The sequence below is a fragment of the Legionella sp. JM-2024 genome, assembly GCF_055389095.1.
This window is the reverse complement of record NZ_AP039388.1, coordinates 2,481,228-2,493,799: the sequence shown is the minus strand read 5'-3', so window position 1 is coordinate 2,493,799 and position 12,572 is coordinate 2,481,228. Positions and strand designations below refer to the sequence as shown.

The following is a 12,572-nucleotide window of genomic DNA, read 5'->3' as shown; positions in this document are numbered from 1 at the left end:
GTTTGACAATACGGTCGAGTCCATATAAGACCCTGGTTAATTTGCTTCAGTGAACTCAAAATTATATCTTGGGTTTATGAATACCATGATCCATATCCACTCGTTGTACGAACTCTTGGAAGAAGGTATTTGCATTTTTCCCATTACGGTTATTCAAACTTTCCATAGAGGTGTTATGACCATTGACATAGGAAACTGCTTCCATTTTTCTTTCTTTAAACTGTTCTCTGGCTTTCTCTAAATCAGAACCTGCTTTTTGCAAACCTTCTTTAGTTCTTGGATCAGAATGTTTTGCCAGAGATTTTGTATCCCTGATTAAATCGTCGATATCATCTTTTTGCGCGCGTCGCTCATCTTTAAGATAAGCATGAATGGATGCGTAATGAGGAATAACAGCGTCATCAATAACATCAACATTTCTTTTGGTTTTTCGAGTGCGTACTACTATATAATCTTTATATTCTTGTGGGATTGATTGAAACGCATCACCTGCATTCATTTCCCATTTAGCTAGAGAAACAGCAAACTTGATAAAAGGTTTTGCAATCCATCCTAGTATCTTTCTACCTAAAGTTTCATGGTGACCAGTTTCACCACCGGTTCTGATTTGGCCCACCATAAAATTTGTGATGGAAGAAAACGAACGACCATTAAAAATATTAACTGGTTGTTCCTGGTCATGAAAATGTTTGGCAACTAATGAAGCCACACCGGCACCTAATGAATGGCCTTTTAATGTAATATTTTCTGGTTTAATACCCATGTCCAGGAGGCGTTGGACTTGAGCTATTCCGTCGGTTACTAAATCATCTTTAGATTTTGCACGGCCGGTGCTAGTACCTACACCTCTAAAATTAAACCCAACAATATTACTATCAAGCGCTTTCGCGTCCTCTTGCATTTCGTCAACAATATGTTCATAGGACATACCATTACCGACAAAATTTATAATATATTTTTTGTATTGGGGTTCGACATCTTTTTGGGAGTCCGGATTAACTTCTAACGTATCAAGATGAGTACCATCATGTGTGACGATGTCATGTTTTTCATGTTTAAGGCCATCTCTATTAAGACGTTCAGGGTTATTAACGGTACCAAAACCCCAGTTTTGAGCTGGTAAAACCAAACTCCCAATTGCTTCACCTGCTAATTTATTAACGCCCAGTTTGGCTAAATCCCAGAGTAAAATCGGTGGGAAAAATACGCGAGGAAGAATTGTCTTGGCCCATTGCCAGCCAGTGTAAGTAGGTTTCTTTATCTTATATGTAGCCATATGTATATAATCATAAAATAATCAATATGTATAAAATTATACACTTTAATTCTTAACTTAATATTAACTCCAGTGACCGGCCTGAAAAGGCAGAGAGTGACTGTAAAAAGGGAGGAAATTCATAGTGGGAAAGGAAATTCTAAGAAAAAATGGTACTATCTGAAGTAAAGTCAGGTCCATTACATGAAGTCAATGGACCCCCTGGTGCTTGCTGCCTATCCGTATTATCAAGCATGATTTTCCTGCATCTTGCAGTGTAATAATTTCCAATAACCGAAAAGATTAACTTTTTGGGATTCCAATAACTCAAATTGCTTATAATTTAAAATGGAATGAATTGAAAAATTGGAATTAAAACCCACAAAATTATCAATATGTGACAGTTTTTTTTCAAGGAAACGCAGTACAGGTTTTTCAGAAGCAAAATGATTCACAAATATTATTTCACCTGTTGGTTTACAAACACGGGAGATTTCCTGTAGAAACGCATCAATGTCCGGCACAACGGAGGCAACATACATAGCAACAATAAAATCAAAATGATTATCAGGGAACTCCAAATGAGCAGCATCCATAATTTTTAATTCTATATTGGTTGTTAATTTTTTTTCAGTAATCCGCTGTTCAGCTTTTTTTAACATTTTCTCTGAGATATCAATTCCAGTTATTTTTAAATCGGAACGATAAAAGGGTAAAGATAAGCCAGTGCCAACTCCAAGCTCCAAAACGGAAGCATTCTGCTTGGAATTTTTATTAACCTTGTCTGCGCATAAATATCGACCTTGATGAAAAATAGAACCAAATAAAATGTCATAAAAAGAAGAATAAATGTTATAGACTTTTTTTACTGAAGAGAGCGACATAAAAATACTCCACTATAAGGCCAAAGTGAAAAATAAAAATTATTAGTTTGTGTTTTATGGTGTGTTTTATGGATTACTAATCTATTTTTGATTAGTCAAAAGCCTATTCTTTTTGAAACCAAAAGAATAACGTCTTTAAGATCATCCTTAATGATACCCTCCTATCGGTTAACGGTGTAAGTACACCGAGTTATGTGCAGAATGAAGTTCTGGTTTAGATAAGTCAAGGTGTTTAGGTTAAAAATTGTTGATTTGCAACCTTAAAACTGCTTTTGGAGATAAGGTATGAAATTGTTCCCTGGCACTGCAAACCAAGTTTATCTCCTTACAGCATGGCCGATACCCATATGAAGGGGGTTATACCTAATACGGACTTGCTGCCTTCAGCGTCGTAGTTAGGTCATTTTTATCCCGCTTTATTAACTGGGATAAATTAAACTTCGGAGAAAGTTTTCTTAAGCTCTTCTGATTTTTATCTGACTAGATGAACAGCTCTAAAAGGGACTGCAATGGACAAACATGAAGGTTAGAGTGCTGTCCGGTTATTCAATGAAACTAATAGACACACGCCTTTATGCCTTTTGATGTATAATGTATCTATGAAGTTCACTCAATCAAATAACCTGGATTGGGCTCACCCACTTGTGCGAGATTGGTTTATCAATCAATTTGCTTCACCAACGGAACCACAAAAACAAGGGTGGCCAAAAATTCTTGCCGGCAAAACGACTTTGATTTCTGCACCTACGGGATCAGGTAAGACGTTTGCTGCGTTTCTTGTTTGTATTGATGATCTGATACGACAATCCTTAGCTGGTAACCTTCCTCCCAAGACCCAGGTATTATACATTTCTCCCTTAAAAGCATTAACCAATGATATTCAAAAAAATTTACTAGATCCCCTACAAGCCATCCAAGAACTGGCACAGAAACGTGGATTCCATATGGATGAAATTCAGGTTGCAGTACGGACAGGAGATACTCTTGCCAATGCAAGGCAAGCCATGCTGAAAAAGCCTCCACATATTTTGGTGACTACACCGGAATCATTTTATTTATTACTTACTGCTGAAAAAAGCCGATCAATGATTAGCGAGGTAAAAACCGTGATTGTTGATGAAATTCATGCTCTTGCTGACAACAAACGTGGTGCTCATTTAAGTTTGTCATTAGAGCGGTTTCAGGCACTCACTCAAACGCCACCAGTAAGAGTTGGATTATCAGCCACTCAAAAACCACTGGAATTGGTAGCGAACTTTCTTGCCGGTGCTAACCGTCCGCTGCCAGAAATAATTAACATCGGCCATGTTCGCCATTTAGATCTAGCCATTGAAGTGCCGTCATATACACTAAGTTCCGTTGCTTCGAATGAGTTATGGGACGAAATTTATGATCGCCTCACGGTATTGGCTCAGCAAAACCGCTCCACTTTAATATTCGTCAATACCAGACGGTTGGCAGAGAGAATATCACATCATTTGGCCGAACGCCTTGGAAAGGAGCAAGTAGCAGCACATCATGGCAGCTTATCACGCAAGATCCGATTAGAAGTAGAAACAAAGTTAAAAAAGGGTGAGTTGCAGGTATTGGTAGCTACAGCCTCATTAGAATTAGGGATTGATATCGGTGATATTGATCTGGTTTGTTTAATTGGCTCAACACGTTCCATCTCTGTTGCTTTACAACGAATCGGTCGCGCAGGTCATTGGCATGGAGCTATTTCAAAAGGACGAATTTTTCCTACCACTTGTGGTGATTTACTGGAATGTGCTGCTTTGGTTTACGCTATCCATGAGGGAGATTTAGATCAATTAATTATCCCTAAAGAACCTATAGACATTCTCTCCCAGCAAATTGTAGCGTCTTGTGCCACCGAAGATTGGGATGAAAAGGAATTACTGGCTCTGGTTAGAAATGCCTTCCCTTATCGAAATTTATCACAGAAAACATTTGATTCAGTTCTGGATATGTTGAGCGAAGGAATAGCTGGAACCAGAGGGCGTTATGGCACTTATCTTTTTCGAGATCGAGTGAATGGTTTGCTAAAAGCACGTAGAGGTAGTCGTCTTACTGCGATCACAAACGGAGGGGCTATACCTGATAATGGGCTTTTTACTGTTTATGTTGAACCAAATGAGGTTATGATTGGTACCTTGGATGAGGATTTTGCTGTGGAAAGCAATCGCGGCGATATCATTTTACTTGGAAATACTTCATGGAAAATCTTGCGCATTGAAAGTGCAAAAGGACGAATCATCGTTGAAGACGCACATGGCGCGCCCCCTTCAGTGCCTTTCTGGCGTGGAGAAGCTCCGGGAAGAACGAATGAACTGTCTCTTCAGGTGGCATTTTTACGACAAAAAATAAGTGATCAATTGCCTGCGGATATTGTAATTAACAACGATCGCCAGAATCAACCTGCAGTTAACGCAGCAATACATTGGCTAAAAAAATATTGTTGTTTAAATGATGCTGGGGCAGAACAATTGATTGACTATATTGTTCAAGGAAGGGCGGTATTAGGTGCTGTCCCGACACAAAGTACGATTATTGCTGAGCGTTTCTTTGATGAAGCGGGCGGGATGCAGCTTATTATTCATTCTACTTTTGGAGCTCGAATTAATAAGGCTTGGGGACTCGCCTTAAGAAAACGTTTTTGTCGATCATTCAATTTTGAATTGCAAGCTGCTGCAACCGATGATGGTATTAATATTTCCCTGGCTGAACAGCATAGTTTTCCTTTGAAGGATGTGTTTCATTTTTTGCACTCAAATACCATCACTGATGTATTGACACAGGCCGTTTTACAATCGCCTCTTTTTACTACTCGCTGGCGTTGGGACGCTGGTAGGGCACTGGCATTAATACGATTTCGCAATGGTAAAAAAATACCAGCGAATATTTTGCGTATGCGATCGGATGATCTTTTAGCTGCTGTTTTTCCTGATGCAGCAGCCTGTCAGGATAATTTGGGTGGACGCGACATCGAACTGCCTGACCATCCACTGATCATTGAAACCATGAAGGATGCTTTGACTGAAGCGTTGGATATAGAAGGATTAATTGATCTATTAAAGTCAATTGAAAATGGTTTTGTGAAGTGTATTGCAATCGATACGCCTGTCCCCTCAGTATTTTCGCATGAAATTCTCAATGCGAATCCTTATGCTTTTCTTGATGATGCTCCGCTCGAAGAAAGAAGAGCTCGTGCTGTTGAAATGCGCCGTGTTTTACCAGAGTCTGTTCTTAATAAAGTTGGAAGTCTGGATCAAGAAGCGATTGCAGAAGTACAACAACAAGCTTGGCCGGATATCCGAAGTGCCGATGAATTACATGATATGTTGCAGACACTGATTGCTTTTCCTCTGGATATCCATTTATCAACAAGCCAAAAGCCATATCCAATTTGGCAGACGTTTTTTGAGGAATTGCTTTCTAATGGCAGAGCAGGACGATCTGTAAAAGGCGATAAACAATTCTGGCTGTCAACGGAAAAGAAGGAATTGTTTCAGATCATTTATCCCGATGCTGTGATCTACACCTCGATGATTGATATTCCTTATCAAAAAATTGATCGAGACGATGCCTTATTAGTAATGATTCGTGGATGGGTACATCATTTGGGCCCTGTTGAATCGCATGAGTTAGCCTCAGCTTTAGATTTGCCTCATCTTGAAGTAGAACAAGTTTTCCTGAAACTGGAGGCCAGCGGCCTTATTTTAAGAGGGCAATTTAGAACTAATGTACATGCCAAAATGGAATGGTGTGAAAGACGTTTATTAGCAAGAATTCATCAGCTCACATTGCAAAAACTCCGTAAGGAAATAGAGCCTGTCACCGCCGGGCAATTTATCCATTGGTTATCGTCCTGGCAACATCTTACGCCTGAAACTCAATTAAATGGAGAGCGTGGTTTACTGGAGATCATCAAACAACTACAGGGTTATGAAATTCCTGCTAATGCTTGGGAAAAACAAATTTTTGCGAAACGGGTAAATAATTACAATAAAGAACTCCTGGATCGATTATGTCTCACAGGCGTGATAGGATGGGGGCGGCTATCTTCTCATCCAGCATTAGAACAACAAGAGAACAATATTGTGGGCTCTTCACAATATAAACGCATTCAACCTACAAGTGTTGTGCCAATCACTTTTTTTGTGCGTGAAGAATCCGATTGGATGGCAGAAACTTCAAATTCGAGTACAAAAAACTTACTGCCACTAAGTCATGTGGCGAAAGCAATTTATAGCTATTTACAAGAAAAAGGGGCTTCTTTTTTTATCGATATTGTTGAGGAAATTGGTTACCTTAGAGCAGAAGTTGAGACAGGATTATGGGAACTTGTTGCAGCAGGTCTTATCACTGCAGATAGTTTTGATAATTTACGTTCTTTAATCGATCCTCGCCGTCGCTTGCGCAAAAGAGGGCATTATCCTTCAGTGATGGGCCGCTGGTCATTGTTAAAATGCAAAAAAAGGTCAGTTGATCCAGATCACAAATTGGAGGCGATGTGCTGGACTCTTCTTAAGCGATATGGAGTCTGTTTTCGTGAATTATTGGTCAGGGAAAAGAACATCCCAAGTTGGCGGGAATTGTTAAACGCTTTCCGAAGGTTGGAGGATCGCGGAGAAATCAGAGGTGGTCGCTTTATACAAGGGTTTATAGGCGAGCAATTTGCCCTCCAGTATGCTGTAGACTCCTTACGCACTACGAAGAAAATAGCATTGGAGTCACATAAAATTATTCTTTCTGCCGCTGATCCATTAAACCTTGCTGGTATTATTTTAACTGGCGAACGAATCCCTGCTGCTTCGGGAAAAAATGTGTTATTACAGGATGGTTTATTACAAACGCTCTCCACTTAATAAGTGTTTTCAGTATCAACGCAGCTTCCTGGACATTTATAGCACTCATCGGTTATGGCTCCCTTTTGCCAGCTTACTGTTTAAGACATAGGACTTACACAAAATTCCAAGATCGAAGCAAAAAATATTTTTAACAAAGAGATTGGGATTTTGCGTAAGTCCCAAGATAGTTAGATCATTTCATCCAATAGACTTAACTGTTTGCAGTTTGAATTCTCTTTTTTCCTAAATTTCGTTAAATCCAACTCAGGAGAAGGATTACTATTTAAATTAAAGCGTTTGCAAGCCAATCGAAATCTTGTTGTCAGTAAGTTGGCATATTCTCCTTCACCGCGCATACGGGTACCAAATTGGGCGTCGTATTCTTTTCCTCCCCGCATCTGACGGATAAGGCTCATAATATGTTCAGCTCGATGAGGAAAATGTGTTATAAGCCATTCTTTAAACAAATCTTTGACCTCATAAGGTAACCTTATTAACACATAGCTCGCATGAGAAGCTCCAGCTTGACTCGCGGCCAGTAATATTTTTTCCATTTCCACATCATTGATCATGGGAATAATAGGGGCAACCATTACACGCACAGGGATATTATTCGCTGATAAACGGTTTATTACTTTCAATCTGGCTGAAGGGATTGATGTGCGTGGCTCCATAATTCGCTTTAATTGAGATGACAGCGTAGTCACACTGACCGCTACTTTAATCAGATTGCTCTGAGCCATGGAAATTAATATATCGAGATCACGTTCAATAAGCGCATTTTTAGTAATAATAATGGCTGGATGTTGGTAATCATTCAATACCTCTAAAAGAGATCTGGTTATTTTGAGCTTTGCTTCTGCAGGCTGGTAAGGATCGGTATTAGCACCTAAAACAATAGGTTTACATCGATATCGAGGTTTGTTGAGTTCTTTTTCTAAAATCCTGGCAGCGTCTACCTTGTAAAAAATTTTAGTTTCAAAATCAATGCCTGGAGATAAATTGACATAAGAATGGCTAGGTCTTGCATAACAATAAACACAGCCATGTTCACATCCACGGTATGGATTAATCGATTGCTCGAAACCTAAGTCAGGAGAGTCATTGTGACTAATGACTGTTTTTGCGGTCTCTGGCAAGAGAGATGTTTCCAATGGAGGTAATATATCTTCCTCTTTATCCCATCCATCATCAAAATTTTCATGGGTAATGGTTTCAAATCTACCTTCAGGATTACTGAGAGAGCCACGATTTTTAATTGTTTGATTGTGCTTCATAATATTAAATTGATAACTCTTGTCGTGTTTTAATATAATGTACTCTTTAACAACTAAAAGTTCCTTAAAGATTACAGACGTAAGCGAGGCTGATGTGCCAAGCGCTCTCTTTTGTTTTTGTGATTATGATAATTCTTTTCTAAGTATATAGCTTGTATATCCCATGAAATTATTTGGCAAGGTTGCCACGACAGAATAGCCTGCTTTTTCATAAAACCCTTTTGCTTGAAATTCAGCGGTATCAAGCTGAATAATTTTACAATGGTTGTTCTTTGCCAATTCATCCAGTCGCTGAAATAGGTCTGAACCTAGTTTGATTCTGCGATAATTTTCGTGAACCCATACAGTAAATACTCTGCATAAATCGCCAAATACATCACCAGTAATTCCTCCAATAATCTCCTTACTATCATTTGTTGCGTAAATACAAAATGGCTTTGTTTCAAATGGACCAATTACGGATTCATTAAATTTTTTTAGATTTTTATATAGAGTATCAGCGACCGGTTGGTTTTGAGTACAATCAATGATGATATTAAATTGATTTTTCATAATTAGAAACCTAAGTTATTGATTCATTTATTTAGAAATAAATTCGATCAAGTCTATACCATTGCTTTTAAAATTAAAGCCATTCACTAGTTAGAAAAATAATTTGGATATGTCCTTTGAATCAATTGTATGTAATATAGCTAAATTTTCAGGAATCAGCGCTCAATCGCTTTGATTAATCCCAGCTAGAATTGATATTTATAACTCATCTAATAGAATCAAAGCACTATATTGTATTACACTGCTCCTAATGAACAGTTAACAAGGATGAGTTCGGTTATGGATAAACATAATGTGAGTTATATCAGACGATGGCTCAATTGGTTTTTGCCGGCCTTCTTTTATTTTTATCAATCTGGAATACAAGTTTTACCTAGTATCAATCAAGATTATCTCATAAACCATTTTATTCTTAATGAATTGGAGTTTGCTTTTGTCTCCATGAGTTTTTTGACTCCTTACGTTATAATGCAAATTCCTAATGGAATTATTTTCGATCATTTTAATAGTCGTAAAGTGCTTTCATTCGCTTTGTTTTTATTTGCAATAGGGTTTTTTCTTCTCAGCATAGCTGATATTTGGCAACTGTATTATTTATATTTGACAGGGATGTTTTTTCAGGGAATTTCTGCCAGTTGCGCCTGTTTGTCTGCAATCTATATGGCTAATATTTGGCTTAATGAAAATGAGTATAAATTGGCGGTTAGTTTCACGGCCATTATGTCTATATTAGGCTTTTTCTTTATTTCTATGTTATTTGATTGGCTATCTGAATATTTCAAATATGCTAATGTTTTGTTAGTCAATGGAATGATATCTATCCTGTTTATGTTGATTGTCATTTATTTTCTTAATGATCCTGTAAAAAAAGAACATTTATCTTTAAATGTCATATGGGGAAATTTCAAAAAGGCTGCACAAAGCAAAGTGATATTAATGATTGCGCTTTATAACGGTTGTTTATATACCAACATTGCCTTGTTAGCGAATTTATGGCGCATAGATTATTTACAACACCATTTTTTCCTGACCAAAATGCAAGCCATTATTGATAATGGTTATACTTTATTTGGTTATATTGTTGGATCATTATTTTATGGGTTAATTGCACAGAGAATCAAAGAGTTGGCAGGTATAATGACTGTGAGCGCTTTTGCTTTATTTATGATCTTTTTCACCTGCCATTTTCTGGTGAGCGATGTTCATCTTAAAGTTTACTTCTATTTTGTAATGGGTTTCTTAACGTCCTCTTTAGTACTTTCTTTTACCATACTAAAACAGAGGGTTGATCCAATCATAATTGGTTTATCGCTTGGAATGGTGTTAACAAGTCAGAAATTAATTGGCATGCTATTGATTCCTTTAATTGCTTTTCTATTCCAAGTAACTAATGAAAATTATGTGTTGGCTACTATTCCTGTAGTTTTCACGGCATTTATAGCGATTATATGTTCTTCCTATGTTTTGTATCATAAGAAATAAAAGTGGTAGAGGTATTACTAATTGATCATTGGATTACAAGGCAGTAATCCAATGATTGGTTCTACGATAATTGATTGCACTGTTCATTTTATCGTTGATGTTGAAAAAATAAATTTTTGTCTCCGTAATTTGAAGCCAGCAAAGTGCTTTCCAATACCAATGTTCCTATATGATATTCCACTCCTCGATATTCTCCATATACCTCATAAATAGGTCCCATTGGTATTTGTAAAAGCGATGTTCTGAAGTCTTCGCGGGAATCTTCAGGAATGACATCTTTTACTAAACTGCTGGGCCTGAAAAATACTCGCTCAGGAAATACTGGAATACCTTCATATTGACCTTCGCTTGTCCACGCTGCTAAATGCCACAAAGGAAGATCATTGGCTGGGGCACGGGTCCATTCAAAGATTTTCTCAATTGCTTTTAACGTCCAGCTTGTCGGGTGTGGTATTTGATTGGAGAAATCTTTTGCAAAATAATTCCAATTTTCTTTCTGTCCCTCAAGCAAATTCATTACTTGCAAATTTACGGAAGCATGTTGAGATATTAAAATTTTAATAGCCATCCCTGGTATGTAATTATCATCAGCAGGGGGGGTGGCCAAAGAGAGGCGAGCCAAACCGATGCCACCTTTTTGGTAAATACCAGTGAACGGATGATTGGGTACGGGAATAAATGCAATCTTGCCTACTGAACCATTAGCATGAATAATTTTTACTCGCCCATCTGGTAACTCATCGCCAGTATGATCAAAAGTAGGGCTTAGGTTAAACAATCCCTTTAATTTTTCGAGCACTTCGTTAAGACTGTTCCCAGCCACTTGAGGTAAAGGATCGATATCATGGCTTTTAGTAATTTCATCCCATAATAAATCCTGCTTGTGTTGAGCTGATAAATCCTGATAATTGTCAGGTAGTTGGGCGTAAGCATATGAATTGACAAAAAAATAGATTAGCGCACTTATGATCAAAGTTCGAAAGCGGTACATCAAACTCTCCTTAGCTATAAAATTTCTCATTGAAGCAAGGCATAATCACCTCACTTAACATTCAGATAATCTTGAACTTTTTCCTGGTTGCAAAAAATTCCGTATTGAAATTTATCCCCCAAGCTTTGGATGATATTTGAATTAAAGAATTAAATAAACAGGAATTGTAACTATTTACACCTAAGATATCTTATAAGAAGCAATTTGTAATTACTCTTACATTTGTGGAAGGAAACTGATATCTAAATTAATGTAGATCACAAGATTGGATCGACTTAGGTTTTGTTGACTCTCAGATATGCTCAAAGCCCTGTAATGTATTTAAAAAGTCAGTATGGTATCATTTGCTCATTTTGTTGGAAGATGGGTCTTATGGGTAAAGAAAAACATGATAAAAAGACGATTTGGGATGCCTATGCCTTTAGTGTGAGTTACACAGCATTAACAACTTTAGTAGGACATCCAGCGGAACGACTTAAGGTAGCAATTCAAACGAATCTCCCCCAAAATGCTTTTTCTGTCATAAAACAATTCGTTGGTGGGAGTTTAAGTCATTTTTCTACAGGTTTTTTTTCTTGCATTCTTCGACAACAAAGCAAAGTGGTATACAGACCACTATTGATTACTCATATGCCTAAAGAAGTTGATAAACTACAGTTTTCCATGGTGACTGGAAGCATCATCAAGGCAACAATGGCAAGTGCTCTAGATACCATAGTAGTTAGTCCTGTTGAGAATGTTAAAACCGTACAGATGAAAGCTATGGCTAGTCAGGATAAGCCTATGAAGCCTACTCAAGCATTGCAAACTATTTACCATCAACGTGGATTACCCGGCTTTTTTACTGGTAGTGTTGCCACAATGGGGAAAGCATTTCCTAGCTGGTTCTATTTATTCATGACTTACAATGCAATTAGGACCAAACGGGAGAAACACAGTTTCCTATCAACGATTCTGTGGGCAACTGTCGCATCAGCTCCTGTTACGTTTGCAACGACACCACTGGATGTGATAAAGAGTCAGCAACAGGCTGGTAGTACTCGATCGAGGCAAACAATAAGAGAAACTGGTTCGCAAATCTATAAAAATCATGGACTCACCGCTTTTTTTAAGGGATTTAACTGTCGATTATTACATAAATCATTGTCTACGGCTGGTGCTTACATGATTTTAGATATCGCAAGCAAGATGTGATGATAAAATAATCCGGACAGCGTTCAATTAGTAGAAATCTTATTTTTAGAACTCCTTTTGCTCGAAGTATTGAATTTCTAATTAATT

8 protein-coding genes are annotated in these 12,572 nt (G+C 37.7%); 3 read left to right on the top strand and 5 right to left on the bottom strand.

Annotated features, from left to right (window positions below; all coding sequences use genetic code 11):
- Window positions 1–61: 61 nt before the first annotated feature.
- Complete coding sequence (locus ACZ5EK_RS10955) at window positions 62–1,276, bottom strand: alpha/beta hydrolase family protein (protein WP_464429593.1); 1,215 nt, start codon at window positions 1,274–1,276, stop codon at window positions 62–64.
- A 227-nt stretch (window positions 1,277–1,503) separates the two neighbouring features.
- Window positions 1,504–2,139 (bottom strand): phospholipid N-methyltransferase PmtA, encoded by a 636-nt coding sequence (pmtA, locus tag ACZ5EK_RS10950; RefSeq protein ID WP_464429592.1) that lies wholly within the window; start codon window positions 2,137–2,139, stop codon window positions 1,504–1,506.
- Window positions 2,140–2,738: 599 nt separating this feature from the next.
- Between pmtA and ACZ5EK_RS10945 the strand changes: the two genes are divergently transcribed.
- Window positions 2,739–7,007, top strand: a complete 4,269-nt coding sequence (locus ACZ5EK_RS10945; RefSeq protein ID WP_464429591.1) for a DEAD/DEAH box helicase — start codon at window positions 2,739–2,741, stop codon at window positions 7,005–7,007.
- A 170-nt stretch (window positions 7,008–7,177) separates the two neighbouring features.
- Here the strand turns inward: ACZ5EK_RS10945 and ACZ5EK_RS10940 are convergent, their stop codons facing one another.
- Window positions 7,178–8,266 carry a PA0069 family radical SAM protein gene (locus ACZ5EK_RS10940; RefSeq protein WP_464429589.1) on the bottom strand — a complete coding sequence of 363 codons (1,089 nt, stop codon included), beginning with the start codon at window positions 8,264–8,266 and terminating at the stop codon, window positions 7,178–7,180.
- Window positions 8,267–8,389: 123 nt separating this feature from the next.
- Window positions 8,390–8,818, bottom strand: coding sequence for a GNAT family N-acetyltransferase (locus tag ACZ5EK_RS10935; protein ID WP_464429587.1), 429 nt, complete (start codon window positions 8,816–8,818; stop codon window positions 8,390–8,392).
- Between the two features lie 279 nt (window positions 8,819–9,097).
- On the opposite strand from ACZ5EK_RS10935, the gene ACZ5EK_RS10930 reads away from it, so the two are divergent.
- The gene (locus ACZ5EK_RS10930; RefSeq protein ID WP_464429585.1) at window positions 9,098–10,300 is read left to right on the top strand and encodes an MFS transporter; all 1,203 of its coding nucleotides are present in this window, start codon (window positions 9,098–9,100) and stop codon (window positions 10,298–10,300) included.
- 88 nt (window positions 10,301–10,388) lie between these two features.
- On the opposite strand, the gene ACZ5EK_RS10925 is transcribed toward ACZ5EK_RS10930, so the two are convergent.
- Window positions 10,389–11,291 carry a hypothetical protein gene (locus ACZ5EK_RS10925; protein WP_464429584.1) on the bottom strand — a complete coding sequence of 301 codons (903 nt, stop codon included), beginning with the start codon at window positions 11,289–11,291 and terminating at the stop codon, window positions 10,389–10,391.
- A 372-nt stretch (window positions 11,292–11,663) separates the two neighbouring features.
- Between ACZ5EK_RS10925 and ACZ5EK_RS10920 the strand changes: the two genes are divergently transcribed.
- The gene (locus ACZ5EK_RS10920) at window positions 11,664–12,485 is read left to right on the top strand and encodes an MC/SLC25 family protein (RefSeq protein WP_464429582.1); all 822 of its coding nucleotides are present in this window, start codon (window positions 11,664–11,666) and stop codon (window positions 12,483–12,485) included.
- The last annotated feature ends 87 nt before the right edge of the window (window positions 12,486–12,572 follow it).